Genomic DNA, 13,741 nt, shown 5'->3' with positions numbered 1-13,741 from the left:
GGTGTCCCCCAGACTTCGGCGAACGGGCGAACCACGCCCGCACGCCGCGGAGGAGCGGGACATGGGACTGTTCGCGCACGGGCGGCCGATCGCGCTCGCCGTCGCCCTGGCCGGCCTGCTCTGCGGCGCCGCGGCCTGCGAGGACGGCGGCGCGGTGGCCCTCCCGTCGACCCTCCCGTCGATCGAGCGGGCCACCGGCCGCGCGACCACCGAGGCCACCACCAGCTCGACGCCGCGCGTCTCGCGCAGCACCGGCACGGCCCCGGCGGCCGCACCCGAACCCACCACGAGGGAAGCCGCCGGGGATCCCGACCCCACGACCGAAGGCACCACCAAGGCCGCCGAACCGATCCGGACCACCGCTCCGGAAACCACCAAGGCCGCCGAGCCGACCCGGACCACCGCTCCGGAAACCACCGAGGCCGAAGCTCCGCCCATCGCGCCCACCCCGTCGGCGAACCCGTCGGAGGTGGCGGCGACCAGCGCCGACACCGGGATCGGGACGCTCGGGTGGCTTCTGGTGCTCCTGGTCGTCGGCCTGGCGGCGCTGCTGGGAGTGGTCCTGGTCAACCGCTCACGGCGTACGGCGGAATGGGAATCGGAGGCCGTGCGGCTCGCCGCCGGAACCCGCGCGGTGACCGCGACCCGTCTCCCGCCGGTCCTGGCCGCCCGCACCGCCCAGCAGCGCTCCCTGGCCTGGACGCCGGTGCGCGCCGACCTGACCGAGCTCGACGGCCGGTGGGCGCTGCTGGCCGGCGGCACCGGCGACGAGTACCGCCGGATGTCGGCCGGACAGATCAGCACCATGCTGCAGGACCTGGTGGCGGCGGTCGACACCGAGAACCAGGCGCTCGCCACCGGCCAGGATCCGAGGCCGTGGGCCGACCGGATCCAGCAGATCGACGAGGCGCTCGACTCGGCACTCGCCGCCTTCGTGGCCCAGCCCGAACCGGACCCCGGCCCGGATCCCTACCCGGCCTGATCGGGAGGCCCGGCCGGCCGGCGCTCCAGCCACACGGTCGCCGGCCAGCCGGCCCGCTCGCCCGGCTCCCGGGCGCAGTTCGGTGAAGCCCCGGCCCGCGTAGAACCGGGCCGCGCGGGCGTTCCCTTCCACGTATTCGAGCCGTACCGCGAGTCCCGGTGCCCGCACCAGCAGACCGGCCATCAGCGCCGACCCGGCGCCCGTGCCCTGCGCCTCGGGAAGCACGTACAGCTTCCAGATGATCGGCACGTCCCCGCGCAGATCGATGTTGCCCACTCCGGCGAGCACGCCACCGTCCTCGGCGACCAGCACCGTGGTGTCCCGCAGACTCCGCGCGATCGCGGCCGCCGACCACCACCGGTCGAGGCCGTCGCGCACATAGTCGTGGCCGGCGAACGCGTAGGTCGCCGGCCAGGTCCGATGCCCGATATCCATGATCGCCTCGACGTCGCCGTCCCCGGCCGCCCTGATCCGCATCCGCCGATTCTGCCCGCCCGGCGCGGACCGGTGGGGTGCGGTCTCAGGGGGTGAAGGCGGCGGCCTGCGAGGCCGGTGCCGGCGACTCCTCGGTGGGTGCCTCCTCGGCCCGGTGCCCGAAGAAGCGCTCCGCGGCGAGAGCGGCCAGCGCCCCGCCGAGCGTGGCGACCACCGCGGTGAGGGCGATCGCGCGCCGGCTCCGCCGGCGGACCCGCTGCCCGAGCATCACCTGGTAGGCCAGGCCCATCCGGTCCCCGTACATCGGGGCCAGCCGGACGAACCGGCCGCCGGTCACCCGAGCCGCCGTCCAGGCGTCGCTCATCGCATCCCGCAGTTCGTAGTCCCGTCGTCCCATGGTTCATCCCCTTCGGCGTGGTCCCGGATCACATCCTCACAGTCGCGTCTGCCCGCACGTCCTGCCTCACCCCGGCCGGATGAACCGAAGTCAGTAAGATCGCGGTCGATGAGTCTGCTCCGTGACCACGGCTTCCGGAACCTCTTCCTCGCCGACGCGGTGAGCCAGATCGGCACGCAGGTCAGCATGCTCGCCCTGCCGCTGGTCGCGGTGATCGTCCTGCGCGCCTCGAACTTCGAGGTCGGCCTGCTGAGCGCCTGCGAGACCCTGGCCTTCCTGCTGGTCGGGCTGCCGGCCGGCGCCTGGGTCGACCGGGTGCGCCGGCGCCGGGTGCTGATCGTGAGCGACCTCGCCCGGGCCGCGCTGCTGGCCTCGGTGCCGGCCGCCTGGGCGCTGGGCGGGCTCACCCTGGTTCAGCTCTGCCTGGTCGCGGTGGCGACCGGGGTGTTCACGGTCTTCTTCGACGTGGCCTACCAGAGCTACCTGCCGCACCTGGTCGGGCCGGACCGGCTGGTGGAGGGCAACGCCAAGCTGGAGGGGGTGCGGGCGTCGAGTCAGATCGTCGGCCCGACCCTGGCCGGTTTCGTCATCCAGTTGATCACCGCACCGTTCGCGCTGGTCCTGGACGCGCTGAGCTTCGCCGGGTCGGCCCTTTTCGTGGGCCGGATCGCCGCCCGCGAGGCGCGTCCGGAGCGGCGGCCGGACCGGCACCTCGGCCGGGAGATCCTCGAGGGTCTGCGGTTCGTGTTCGCCAATCGGGTGCTGCGGGCGATCGCCATGTGCACCTCCACCTACAACCTGCTGTCCGCGGCGCAGACGGCGATGCTGGTGGTGCTACTCGCCCGGGACCTGGAGGTGCGGCCCGGCCTGATCGGCGTGTTCTACTCGATCGCCTCGGTGGGCGGCCTGGCCGGCGCGCTGGTGGCCCGCCGGGTCGCGGCCCGGATCGGGCAGGGCCCGGCGATCTGGGTGCCGATGGCGATCTGCGTGCCCGTGCAGCTGGTCATCCCGCTGGCTCAGCGAGGCTGGCTGCTCTGGGCGGCCGCGGTCGCCTATCTGGTGATCTGGGCCTGCGGGTCGGTCTACAACATCACCCAGGTCAGTTTCCGCCAGGGCCTGACGCCGCCGCCGCTGCTGGGCCGGATGAACGCCACGATGCGCTTCCTGGTCTGGGGCACCATGCCGATCGGCGCGTTCGCCGGCGGCCTGCTCGGCGAGGCGATCGGTGCCCGGAACACGCTGTGGATCGTCGCCGCCGCCGGCGTCGTCCCGCTGATCCCGCTCCTGGCGTCGCCCCTGCGCACCGCTCGCGAACTGCCCGTCAGTTGAGGGCGCGGACCGCCGTCAGGATCGTGGCCGGGTCGGGGTGCGGGGCACCGTCGGCACGGACGTCGGCGAAGCGGACCGTGCCGGCCCGGTCGGCGATCACCACGGCCGGGAACGGCAGCACCGAGCGGCGGGCGCCCAGCACGGCGTCGGCGCCGGGCTCGTGGAAGCCGAGGTTGAAGGCGTCGATGAGGCTGTGCCGGACGTCGGCCGCGACGAAGTAGGTCAGCTCGTGGCGGCGCTTGATCTCGGCCAGGCGCAGCGGGATCTGCGGGCTCACCGCGACCAGGTGGGCGTCGGTGCCGGCCAGGGCGGGGACCAGCTCGTGCTGGTAGGCGGCGAGGGCGGTGTTGCACGGGTCGGACGACGCGTACCGGAAGAAGACCAGCACGATCGGGCCGGTGAGGCGCAGCCGGTCGAGGTGGATGGGACCGAGGTCGGCTTCCAGCAGCGGCTGCGACGGCAACCGGTGACCGGGTTTGACCATGCGGTGCCAGATGGCGTCGCGGTCGAACTGGCGGCGCAGCGCTTCGTCGTCGGCGGGCCGCCGGGCCGACGGCACACGCCGGTGCACGGCTGTACTCATCAGTGCCCTCCCCGTCTCCTGTAATGCCCATCTTACCTATAGGAATGATAAGCATAGCGCAGCCATGCAAATCACCCTTCCACAGTGCTCGGTCGAGTTACCCGGCACCAAGTCCACGCACCGAGACGCGCGTCACCAAGCATCGCCGTCCGCCTCTCATGGAATGAGACGGTCCCGGTCAGAGCTCTCCGAATGTCCCAGCAGGCGAGATCGAGGCTTCGCGGGGCGCAGGACGATCGCCGCCACGGCGGCGATCACGGTGGTGAGCACGGCGGCGGTCAGCGCCATGACGGCGAAGGCACTGGTGTACGCCGGGACCGCGTACCCCAGAAGCGATTCCCCCGCCCGCGCCGGGAGCGAGGCCGCGGTGGCGACCGCCTCGCCGAAGGTCGCGTCGGGCGGCAGTCCGAAATCGGCCAGGGCCGGGCCGGCCACGCCCCGGTACACCGCGACCATCAACGACCCCAGCACCGCGATGCCGAGCGCCCCGCCCAGCTCACAACCCGTCTCGGCGAGGGCCGCCACCATCCCGGCCCGGGCCGGCGGCGCGGTCGACACGACCAGGTCGGTGGTCAGGATGTAGGCCGGGGCCAGCCCGACGGAGAACACGATCGCTCCGGCGATCACGGCGGTCAGCCCGCCCACCGCCATGATCCCGAGGCCGGCCGCGATCGCCCCGAGCCCAGCCGCGATGACGTAACCGGCCGGGATCCACCGGGCCAGGGCCGGCCCGAGGAACGACGCCACGAGGTAGGCGATCACCGACGGCAGCGTCCACAGTCCGGCCTGCAATGCCGACAGACCGAGCGCGAGCTGCAGGTACTGGGCGACCGCGATCTGGGTGCCGTAGTGCACGAAGAACGACAGCGCGTTGCAGGCCAGCGCCACCGAGGTGCGGGCGTTGCGGAAGATCGTGAGGTCGAGCAGCGGATGCGGGATCCGGCGTTGCCGGCGCAGGAACAGCCCGAACAGCAGGACCGAGGCGCCGATCGTCAGTACCGGCACGGCCTGCCAGCCGGAGGCGGCCAGCCGCTTCACGCCGTACACGAAAAGAAGGACGGCGGCGAGGCTCTGCAGCGCCCCGGCCACGTCGAAGGCCGAGGGCGCGCGGTCGCGCGACTCGGGCAGCAGAACCGGGCCGAGCGCGAGGAGCAGCAGCACCGCGGGAACGGCGATCACGAAGACCGAACCCCACCAGAAGTACGCGAGGAGCGTCCCGCCGACGAGCGGGGCCGCGATGCCGCCGAGCGAGAAGCTGGCGCTCCACACGCCGAGGGCGACCGTGCGGGCGCGCGGATCGGGGAACATCGTGCGGATCAGCGCGAGCGTCGAGGGCATCAGCGACGCACCGGCCAGCCCCATCAGCACCCGGGCGGCGATCAGTTGGCCCGGCGTGGTGGCGAACGCGGCCAGCAGCGACGCGCCCCCGAAGCCGGCGGCGCCGGCGAGCAGCAGCCGCCGCCGGCCGATTTGATCGCCGAGCACGCCCATCGCGATCAGCGCACCGGCCACCACGAACACGTAGCTGTCCATGATCCACAACAGCTGGACGCTGGTGGGCCGCAAGGCCGCGGTGAGCTGCGGCGTGGCCAGGTAGAGCACCTCGGCGTCGAGGGACACCAGCAGGCAGGGCAGCGCGAGGACGGCCAGTCCGGCCCAGCTGCGCGCGGTCGCGGTCATGTCCACTCCCCTTTGATCTGTGTCACGCGATGAAGGCGCTCATGACGTTACGCAGATCGTTCCTCCCGCGCAACGCGAAGAACGGAACTAATGCGTTATGCTCGGGTCGTGGCGACAAGGATCGCGGCGATGGCGATGCCGGAGTTGGTGGCCCTCATCAACGAGTGGGGCACGATGCCGCGCACCCTCGACCCGGCCAAGACCGGCGACGATCCCGTCCGGACGGCCCTGGCCGACGATTTCCACCCGGTCTTCGCGGCCGGCGGGGTCGCCGAGCGGGCCCGCCTGATCACCGACCTGCTGACCGGCACCGGCGTCCGCCCGGTGCTGACCGCCGACGACAACGGCACCCTCACCGAGGAGTGGACGGTCGACGACCCGGCCCAGTCCGCCCGGGCCGCCGCCGCGCTGGCGCTCCGGCACCACCTGGCCGAGCACCCGGGCCGCATCGGCGTCTGCGCCGACGACCAGTGCGCCGACGTCTACGTCGACAACTCCCCCGCCGGCCGTCGCCGCTTCTGTTGCCTGACCTGCCAGAACAGGGCCCGGGCGGCCGCTTTCCGACGCCGCGGCAGAGCCGGCTGACCCGCTAGCGGAGGTAGGACAGCGACGGCAGCCGGGAGACGTAGCCGTCGATCAGGCGGCGGGCGACCGGCACCGAGTCCACCAGCGGGTGCGACGCCATCGCGCGCACCGCGACGGCCCGCGATTGTTCGGCCGCCGCGGTGAGCACCGCCCGCTCGGTCGCCTTGATCCGCCGCACGAGTTCGACGCCGTGCGACGGCAGCACGGCGCCCGGATATGGATGCGCGCCCGCGGAATCGGCCCGGCACGGCACCTCGACCACCGCGTCGTCGTCCAGCTCAGCGATCGTTCCGCGGTTGCGCACGTTGAGGATCAGGTCGGCCGGCTCGTCCCGTGCGATGGCCATCATCAGTGCCAGCGCGATCCGCTCATATCCGCCGCCCTCGGCGTCGTCGCGCTCCCCCAGGCCTTCGAGGGCCATGTAGGTCGCGTCCCGCTGCCGCAGCGCCGCCTGCCACGCACGGAGCGGATCGTCCGACGCCATCTCCCGATAGCACTCCTCCTGCTGCCGCAGCAGGAACTCGCCCCGGGTCTCCGGCGCCTTCAACTCGGCCCGGACCGTCTCCTCGGTGTCGTAGTAGTAGTGCAGATATTCGTTCGGCACGGCGCCGAGCTCGCGCAGCCGCGCGGCCCCGAAAAGCCGCCCTTCTTCGAAGGACGCCACCCCGCCGTCATCTCCCAGCAGGCGGGGCAACAGGTTTTCCGACCCCAGGCGTACGCCGGTGAGCCAGCCCAGATGGTTCAGCCCGGCGTACTCGATCCGAGCCGCCGCCGGGTCGCCGAGGGCGCGCACCACCCGGCGGGCCAGGGCGGACGGGGAGTCGCAGATGCCGATCACCCGGTCGCCCAGGTGGCCGGCCATCGCCTCGGTCACCAGGCCGGCCGGGTTGGTGAAGTTGATGACCCACGCCGACGGGGCCACCAGGGCGATCCGGCGGGCGATGGCCGTGGCCACCGGGACCGTCCGCAGCCCGTACGCGACGCCGCCGGCCCCGGTCGTCTCCTGGCCGAGCACCCCCTCGCCGAGGGCGACCCGCTCGTCGACGACCCGCCCGGCCAGCCCCTCCACCCGGATGGCGCTGAAGACGAAGTCGGCGCCGGTCAGAGCTTCGGTCAGGTCGGTGGTCGCCTCGACCACCGGCGGGTTCGGCACCGACCCGGCCTGCGCGGCCAGGACCCGGCGGATGGCGGCCAGCCGCCCGTGGTCGACGTCGTGCAGCACCACCCGGCCGATCGGCGAGTCCTCGCCGAGCAGGGCGCCGTAGACGAGCGGCACCCGGAATCCGCCGCCGCCGAGGATGGTGAGCTGAAGCCGGTCAGTCGTGGGCATGGGCATCCGAGAGGCGTGCGATGGTGGCCCCGGCGCGGCGAACGGAACGCTGCTCACCGCTGGGGATGACGTCGTCGAGGAAGTCGTAGCGAGGATCGGGCCGGGCCGCCCGCCACCAGTCGGCGATGTCGCCCCAGCCGGGCGCCGACAGCGACCCGCCGAAGTGCTGCACCGACAGCGACGCGATCAGGTTGGCGAAGGCGAGCCGCTGTTCGAGGGGCCAGCCGTCGAGGGTGCCGAGGATGAACCCGGCCATGAAGACGTCCCCGGCCCCGGTCGGGTCGAGCGCCTCCACCGGTACGGCCGGCGAGTGCACCATCTCCCCGGTGGCCGAGTCGATGGCGATCGCGCCGTCCGACCCGCAGGTGACCACGACGACCGGCACCAGGCCGGCGAGCCGCCGCGCCGCCTCCTCCGGGGTGGAGGCGCGGGTGTAGCGCATCGCCTCGACCGAGTTCGGCAGGAAGGCGTAGCAGTCGGAGAGCATGCCGAGCGCCTCGGCCGGCCATTCGGCGCTGGCGTCCCAGCCGACGTCGGCGAAGACCAGCGTGCCGGCCTCCGTGGCCTTGCGCACCCAGGGCAGCCGGTCCTTGGTGAGGCTCACCGAGGCGGCGCGGGCGGGCGGCAACTCCCCGACGAGGCCGTCCGCGTTCAGCGGCGGAGGATGATCGTGGGTGATCATGCTGCGGTCCCGGTCGTAGGAGAGCGACACGGTGACCGGCGAGTGCCCGGCGATCCGCCGCGACGCGCTCAGGTCGACATTTTCCTGGGCGCAGAGGATGTCGGCGCAGAAGTCCCCGTACGCGTCGGTGGCCAGCGCCGTGCCCAGCCCGGTCTCGAGGCCGAGACGCGCGGCCGCGACCGCCAGGTTGGCCACCCCGCCCGGGCACGAGCCCATGCCGGTGGCCCACACCTCGGTGCCCGGCCGGGGCAGTTCCCGCAGGCCGGTGAAGACGATGTCGAGGTAGACGACTCCCGGGACGAAGAGGTCCATCCGATGATCGTAATTCCTACTCACCGCCGGGATACGGGTGATGGCCTCCGCACCGGGGTGATCCTGCTTCCAGTTCGCGGGTACGGTCGATGTCATGGCAGAGGACTTCGTCGGTGCCAGGGTCCGCTCCTGGCGGCTGAAGCGCGGCGTAAGCCAGCGAACGCTGGCCGGCCTGGCCGGCATCAGCCAGGGCTATGTCTCCCAGATCGAGGCCGGCCTCAAGGAGATCGACAAGCGCTCGACCCTGATCCGCCTGGCCGACGCCCTCCAGGTCTCGGTCGCCGACCTCACCGGCCAGCCCTACGCGCCCGGCGACGCGACCCATGCCCGCGCCCTCGCCTTCGTGCCGGCCATCCGCGCCGCGCTGATCTCGCTGGTCTACCTCGACCTCGCCGACGCCCCGGCGCGCCCGATGGAGGAATTGGCCGACCACACGCGGCGACTCATGGCCGCGCGGCAGGCCTGCGACTACGCGGAGGCGGCCGGCCTCATCGCCCCGCTGCTGCTCGACCTCGGCGCCGCCGCCTACTCGCCCGCCTCGACCCATCGGCCGGACGGGCTGCGACTGCTGACGCTGGCCACCTATCACGCGTCCTTCCTGCTGAAATACCTCGGCTTCGTCGATCTGCCGCTGGCCGCGGCGGAGCGATGCAGCGACGCCGCGCGCGAGCTCGGCGCGCCCGAGTTCATCGGCCTGTCCGACTATGCCCGGCTGCATCACCTGCCGCCGGAGAGCCGCGGCGTGGGCCGCAAACTGGCGGCCGCGGCAACCGAGCGCCTTGCGCACGAGTCCTCGCCGGAGGCCCTGCAGACCTACGGCATGCTGCATCTGACCTGCGCCTGGACGGACGCACTGGCCGATCGGCCCGGCGACGCGCAGACCCATCTCGGCGAGGCGGCCGCGGTGGCGGCCCGGCTGGGCGGCGACCCCGCGGACGGCGGCTTCGCGGAACTGCAGTTCGGCCCGACCAACATCGCCCAGTGGCGGGTGAGCCTCGAGCTGGAGACCGGCTCGCCGGGCCGAGCGGTCGAGCTGGCCCGCGCCGTGGATCCGAAGCAGATCCTGTCCCGCTCCCGCCGCACGCAGTTCCACATCGAGCACGGTGCCGCGCTGGCCGCCACCCGCCGCGCGGACGGCGAAGCCCTGACCCAGTTCATCACGGCCGAACGCATCGCCCCGCAGCGCGTCCGCCTCTCCCCCATCGTGCGCGACAACGTGGGCGTGCTGCTGCGGCGAGCCAGGGCGAACGCCGGCGTAGACCATCTTCGTGAGCTGGCGGCACGCGTCGGGGTGGCCTGATCACGAGGCATCGGCGGGACGCAGGGACGGTGACCAAACCGTCCCTGCGTCTCCGCGCTCCCTCTCCCCAGAGGCTCAGTCGGTCACCCAGGAGGCCTCGCCGGCACCGAGGTCGGCGGACGGGCCACCGGCCACCTCGACGCGCCAGGGCAGGGCCGGGCCGTCCCGGTCGACGCGGATCGCCGGGCCGTCGCGGGTGACGGTGAACGTGCTGTTGCCGACCGGCACCGTCGTACTCCCCTCGGCCGGATCGAAGAGCCGGAGGGTGACCCCGTCGGCGTGGTCGTAGTCGGGGCGGTCGGTGCGGTTGCCGATGGCCAGGACCGCGCCGGGGCGCACGAGCAGCGGCACGCTGTCGAAGCCGTGGGTCTCGGTGACCCAGCCCGGGCCCTCGACGATCTCGCCGTTCTCGAAGCGGGTCCAGCGGCCGGCCGGCACGTAGTAGGTGACCTCCCCGGTGGCCGAGAGCACCGGCGCGACCAGCAGGTCACCGCCGAGCAGGTACTGCCGGTCGAGGTGGGTGACCGCGGGATCGCCGGGGAAGCCGACGATCATCGGCCGCATCACCGGCAGCCCTTCCTCGTGGGCCTGCCGGGCGGCGCCCAGCAGGTACGGCATCAGCCGGTACTTGAGGTGGGTGTACTTGCGCAGCACCTCGACCGACTCCTCGTCGAACAGCCACGGCACCCGGTAGGAGTGGTTGCCGTGCAGCCGGCTGTGCGAGGAGAGCAGGCCGAACGCGATCCACCGCTTGAACACGGCCGGGTCGGGCCGGCCCTCGAAGCCGCCGATGTCGTGGCTCCAGAAGCCGAAGCCGGACGACATCAGGGAGAGTCCACCGCGCAGCGACTCGGCCATCGACTCGTAGGTGGCCGAGTTGTCGCCGCCCCAGTGCACCGGGAACTGCTGGCCGCCGACGGTGGCCGAGCGGGCGAACAGCACGGCCTCACCCTCGCCCCGGGCCTCCTTGAGCACGTCGAAGACGACCTGGTTGTAGAGCTGAGTGTAGTAGTTGTGCATCCGTTCCGGGTCGGAACCGTCGTGCCAGACGATGCCGTCGACCGGGATGCGCTCGCCGAAGTCCGACTTGAACGCGTCGACGCCCATGTCCACCAAAGCCCGCAATTTCCCGGCATACCATTCCCGCGCGGCCGGATTGGTGAAGTCGACCAGGCCCATCCCGGCCTGCCAGCGGTCCCACTGCCAGACGTCCCCGTTGGCATAGGTGACGAGGTAACCGTTGGCCACGCCCTCGGCGAACATCGAGGACCGCTGCGCGATGTACGGGTTGATCCACAGGCAGGTGCGCAGGCCCCGGTCGGAGAGCCGCTTCAACATGCCCGGCGGGTCCGGGAAGATCCGCGGGTCCCACTCGAAGTCGCACCAGTGGAACTCGCGCATCCAGAACGTGTCGAAGTGGAACACGCTCAGCGGCAGGTCCCGCTGCGCCATCCCGTCGACGAACTGGGTGACCGTTTCCTCGTCATAGGGGGTGGTGAACGAGGTCGTCAGCCAGAGACCGAAGGACCAGGCCGGCGGCAGCGCGGCCCGCCCGGTCAGGGCGGTGTACTTGCGCAGCACGTCGGCCGGGGTCGGCCCGTAGATGACCACGTAGGAGAGGGTCTGCCCGGCCACGCTGAACTGGGTGCGGGACACCATCTCGCTGGCGACCTCGAACGACACCTTGCCGGGATGGTCGACGAGAACGCCGTACCCCTTGTTCGTGAAGTAGAACGGCACGTTCTTGTAGGCCTGTTCGCTGCTGGTGCCGCCGTCCTCGTTCCAGATGTCGACGCTCTGCCCGTTCTTCACGAACGGCCCGAAGCGTTCGCCGAGGCCGTAAACGGCCTCACCCACCCCAAGATCCAATTGCTCGTGTACGAAGTGGGAGCCGTCGGCGCCGTCGACGATGCCGATGCCCTTCCAGCCGCTGCCGGTGAGTCGCTTGCCGTCGGCCAGGAAGTCGAGTCCCCACTCGTCGCCGGGCCGGAAGCGGGCGGTCAGCGAGCCGGACGTGATCTCGTTGTCCGAAATCGAGACCTCGTGCTCTTCACGGTTTAGCGCGAAATTTGGTCCTTTGGCGACGCCGCCGAGGAAGTGCCCGATGGTCACCCGGATGACGTCCGGCGCCGGCGCCTCCGCCGTGATCGTGATGATCGGGGCGTCCAGGGTGTCGCTGCGCGTCTTGACCTTCTTGGCGGCGGCGTACGCGGTCAGCGTCGCGCCGTCCGAGGAGGTGTCGTGCAGCTGGGCCGGGTGCAGCACCGTGAACCCGTCGCGCTTGCGCCAGTAGCCGTCGGTGAACTTCATGTGTGTCCCTTTACTTGATGGCGCCGGCGGTGATGCCGCGGGTGAGGGTGCGCTGGAAGATCACGAAGAACAACATCGCGGGCAGGATGCCGATCAGCGCGCTCGCACTGGTCGTGGTGGCATCCATCAGGCGATCCCCCTGCAGCACGCCGAGCGCGACCGGCACCGTCTGGTTGTCGTTCGAGACCAGGAAGACCAGGGGCAGGAAGAACTCGTTCCAGGTCCAGATGAAGAAGAACGTGAACAGCACGCCGAGGGTGGGCCGGCTGACCGGCACCACGACGCTCCACAGGGTTCGCCACTTCCCGGCGCCATCGACGGAGGCGGCGTCCAGCAATTCGGTCGGGAACTCCGTGTACACGCTGGTCAGCAGGTAGGTGCCGAACGCGCTCTGGATGACCGTGAAGATGATGATGATCGACCACAGGCTGTCGTACAGGCCGACCTGCTTGGACAGGTAGTACAGCGGGTAGACCAGCACCTCCTGCGGCAACAGGTTCGCCACCAGGAAGAACACCAGGAACCAGATCCGGCCTTTGACCCGGCCGATGCCCAGAGCGTACGCGTTGAGAATGCTCAGCAGCACGCCGAGGACGGCCACGACCAGGCTGGTGAAGAAGCTGTTCCACAGTTTCTGGCCGAAGTTGACCCGGTTCCAGAAGTTGACGATTCCGTCCCAGTACAGGTGCCCGGGAATCGACAGCGGGCCGTTGCCGGCGTAGTCGGCCGGGCTCTTGACCGCGTTGATCGCGACCACGAGCAGCGGCGCGAGCATGAGCAGCAGCAGAACCAGCAGCGCGATCAGAATGGCGAAGCGGAGCGGGTTGCGGCGCTTGGCCGCCTTGACCGGCTCATCGCTGGCCGGGGCCTGCTTTTCCACAGCGGTAACGGTCATATCAGGCTCCGGCCTTCTCGGCCCGGTTCTGCAGCCGCAGGAACACGAACGCCAGCACGATGATGATCACGGTGAGCACCGTCGAGATTGCCGACCCGTACCCGACCTGGGCTTTTTCAAAGAAGTTCTTATAAGCGAAGTACGACGGTACGAGGGTGGAGTTGCTCGGTCCCCCGCGCGTCAGCACGAAGATCTGCCCGAAGATCTTCAGCGCGGCGATCGTGGTGGTCACCAGGACCACATAGAACTCCGGCCGGATCATGTAGATCGTGATCTTGCGGAACCGCTGCCACCAGGACGCGCCGTCCAGGTCAGCCGCCTCGTAGAGGGACGGGTCGACGCGCTGCAGGCCGGACATGAACATGACGATCGGATAGCCCAGCTGGAACCAGATCATCACGCCCATCACGCTGTAGAGCGCGTAGTTCGGGTCACCCAGCCAGTTCTGGGCGAGCCCGCTCAGCCCGATCGTGTCGAGGATCTTGTTGAGCGCGCCGTAGTCGGGGTGCAGGATCCAGCCCCAGACGATGCCCGTAACGGCAACCGGAATGACCTGCGGGATATAGAAACCGCTGCGGAACACCGAGGCCCAGCGGTTGTTGAAGGTCTTCGCGATGTAGTCGAACAGCACCGCCGCGAGCACCAGGCCCAGCAGCGTCGGCACCACGGCCATCGCGATGATCAGCAGGAAGATGTGCCCGAACGACGACCAGAACAGCGTGTCCTCGAAGAGCCGGGTGTAGTTGTCGAACCCGATCCACTTCTGGTCGCCGACGCCGTTCCATTTCGTGAAGCTCGTGTAGACCGTCATGATCAGCGGCACGACGATGATCGCCACCGACAGGATCACGCCCGGGATCAGGTAGACCGCGTAACCGCCGGTCCGGCTCGTACCCTTGCCGGCCATGGTCACGTCCTTTC

General features: G+C 71.0%; 12 protein-coding genes and 1 pseudogene. 4 read left to right on the top strand and 9 right to left on the bottom strand.

The genetic code is table 11. The annotated features are described in order from the left end of the window. The first annotated feature begins 61 nt into the window (after positions 1-61). On the top strand, positions 62-982 hold the full coding sequence (locus Ato02nite_RS52110; protein ID WP_246607938.1) for a hypothetical protein: 921 nt from the start codon (positions 62-64) through the stop codon (positions 980-982). Positions 983-1,063: 81 nt separating this feature from the next. Here the strand turns inward: Ato02nite_RS52110 and Ato02nite_RS53105 are convergent. Further along, positions 1,064-1,417: pseudogene (locus Ato02nite_RS53105) on the bottom strand (GNAT family N-acetyltransferase); the annotation flags it as partial. 85 nt (positions 1,418-1,502) lie between these two features. Beyond that, positions 1,503-1,814: a hypothetical protein gene (locus tag Ato02nite_RS38395; protein WP_213011607.1), complete on the bottom strand. Its 312-nt coding sequence runs from the start codon at positions 1,812-1,814 to the stop codon at positions 1,503-1,505. Positions 1,815-1,922: 108 nt separating this feature from the next. Between Ato02nite_RS38395 and Ato02nite_RS38390 the strand changes: the two genes are divergently transcribed. Further along, entirely contained in the window at positions 1,923-3,143 is a 1,221-nt protein-coding gene (locus tag Ato02nite_RS38390) for an MFS transporter (protein ID WP_213011606.1), read from the top strand. Here Ato02nite_RS38390 and Ato02nite_RS38385 read toward each other — a convergent pair. Beyond that, positions 3,136-3,726, bottom strand: a complete 591-nt coding sequence (locus tag Ato02nite_RS38385; protein ID WP_213011605.1) for a redoxin domain-containing protein — start codon at positions 3,724-3,726, stop codon at positions 3,136-3,138. The two genes, Ato02nite_RS38390 and Ato02nite_RS38385, sit on opposite strands and share 8 nt — an antisense overlap. 156 nt (positions 3,727-3,882) lie before the next feature. After that, a complete protein-coding gene (locus Ato02nite_RS38380) occupies positions 3,883-5,406 on the bottom strand; it encodes an MFS transporter (RefSeq protein WP_213011604.1) in 1,524 nt (507 codons plus the stop codon). Between the two features lie 108 nt (positions 5,407-5,514). On the opposite strand from Ato02nite_RS38380, the gene Ato02nite_RS38375 reads away from it, so the two are divergent. Then, positions 5,515-5,991, top strand: a complete 477-nt coding sequence (locus tag Ato02nite_RS38375; RefSeq protein WP_213011603.1) for a CGNR zinc finger domain-containing protein — start codon at positions 5,515-5,517, stop codon at positions 5,989-5,991. Between the two features lie 4 nt (positions 5,992-5,995). On the opposite strand, the gene Ato02nite_RS38370 is transcribed toward Ato02nite_RS38375, so the two are convergent. Together Ato02nite_RS38370 and Ato02nite_RS38365 are read right to left on the bottom strand one after the other, a co-directional pair. After that, positions 5,996-7,321 carry a 6-phospho-beta-glucosidase gene (locus Ato02nite_RS38370; RefSeq protein WP_213011602.1) on the bottom strand — a complete coding sequence of 442 codons (1,326 nt, stop codon included), beginning with the start codon at positions 7,319-7,321 and terminating at the stop codon, positions 5,996-5,998. Beyond that, a complete protein-coding gene (locus Ato02nite_RS38365; protein WP_213011601.1) occupies positions 7,308-8,315 on the bottom strand; it encodes a carbohydrate kinase family protein in 1,008 nt (335 codons plus the stop codon). The genes Ato02nite_RS38370 and Ato02nite_RS38365 overlap by 14 nt, the downstream gene beginning before the upstream one ends. 94 nt (positions 8,316-8,409) lie before the next feature. Between Ato02nite_RS38365 and Ato02nite_RS38360 the strand changes: the two genes are divergently transcribed. Next, on the top strand, positions 8,410-9,615 hold the full coding sequence (locus Ato02nite_RS38360) for a helix-turn-helix domain-containing protein (RefSeq protein WP_213011600.1): 1,206 nt from the start codon (positions 8,410-8,412) through the stop codon (positions 9,613-9,615). Positions 9,616-9,690: 75 nt separating this feature from the next. Here the strand turns inward: Ato02nite_RS38360 and yicI are convergent, their stop codons facing one another. From yicI to Ato02nite_RS38345, 3 genes are read right to left on the bottom strand one after another with little or no spacing between them, the layout of a single operon-like run. Next, the gene (gene yicI, locus Ato02nite_RS38355; protein WP_213011599.1) at positions 9,691-11,925 is read right to left on the bottom strand and encodes an alpha-xylosidase; all 2,235 of its coding nucleotides are present in this window, start codon (positions 11,923-11,925) and stop codon (positions 9,691-9,693) included. Between the two features lie 10 nt (positions 11,926-11,935). Beyond that, the gene (locus Ato02nite_RS38350) at positions 11,936-12,820 is read right to left on the bottom strand and encodes a carbohydrate ABC transporter permease (protein WP_213011598.1); all 885 of its coding nucleotides are present in this window, start codon (positions 12,818-12,820) and stop codon (positions 11,936-11,938) included. Between the two features lies 1 nt (position 12,821). Next, positions 12,822-13,727, bottom strand: a complete 906-nt coding sequence (locus Ato02nite_RS38345; RefSeq protein WP_213011597.1) for a carbohydrate ABC transporter permease — start codon at positions 13,725-13,727, stop codon at positions 12,822-12,824. Positions 13,728-13,741: the final 14 nt, after the last annotated feature.

This window comes from Paractinoplanes toevensis, from assembly GCF_018332695.1.
In the GTDB taxonomy this organism is placed as follows: domain Bacteria; phylum Actinomycetota; class Actinomycetes; order Mycobacteriales; family Micromonosporaceae; genus Actinoplanes; species Actinoplanes toevensis.
This window is presented reverse-complemented; position numbering and strand designations above follow the sequence as displayed.

Coding starts and splice junctions, on each gene's coding strand:
- Ato02nite_RS38365 (WP_213011601.1), bottom strand. CDS start 8,315: ATGGACCTCTTCGTCCCGGGAGTCGTCTACCTCGACATCGTCTTCACC.
- Ato02nite_RS38395 (WP_213011607.1), bottom strand. CDS start 1,814: ATGGGACGACGGGACTACGAACTGCGGGATGCGATGAGCGACGCCTGG.
- Ato02nite_RS38390 (WP_213011606.1), top strand. CDS start 1,923: ATGAGTCTGCTCCGTGACCACGGCTTCCGGAACCTCTTCCTCGCCGAC.
- Ato02nite_RS38350 (WP_213011598.1), bottom strand. CDS start 12,820: ATGACCGTTACCGCTGTGGAAAAGCAGGCCCCGGCCAGCGATGAGCCG.
- Ato02nite_RS38385 (WP_213011605.1), bottom strand. CDS start 3,726: ATGAGTACAGCCGTGCACCGGCGTGTGCCGTCGGCCCGGCGGCCCGCC.
- Ato02nite_RS38370 (WP_213011602.1), bottom strand. CDS start 7,321: ATGCCCACGACTGACCGGCTTCAGCTCACCATCCTCGGCGGCGGCGGA.
- Ato02nite_RS38380 (WP_213011604.1), bottom strand. CDS start 5,406: ATGACCGCGACCGCGCGCAGCTGGGCCGGACTGGCCGTCCTCGCGCTG.
- Ato02nite_RS52110 (WP_246607938.1), top strand. CDS start 62: ATGGGACTGTTCGCGCACGGGCGGCCGATCGCGCTCGCCGTCGCCCTG.
- Ato02nite_RS38345 (WP_213011597.1), bottom strand. CDS start 13,727: ATGGCCGGCAAGGGTACGAGCCGGACCGGCGGTTACGCGGTCTACCTG.
- Ato02nite_RS38360 (WP_213011600.1), top strand. CDS start 8,410: ATGGCAGAGGACTTCGTCGGTGCCAGGGTCCGCTCCTGGCGGCTGAAG.
- yicI (WP_213011599.1), bottom strand. CDS start 11,925: ATGAAGTTCACCGACGGCTACTGGCGCAAGCGCGACGGGTTCACGGTG.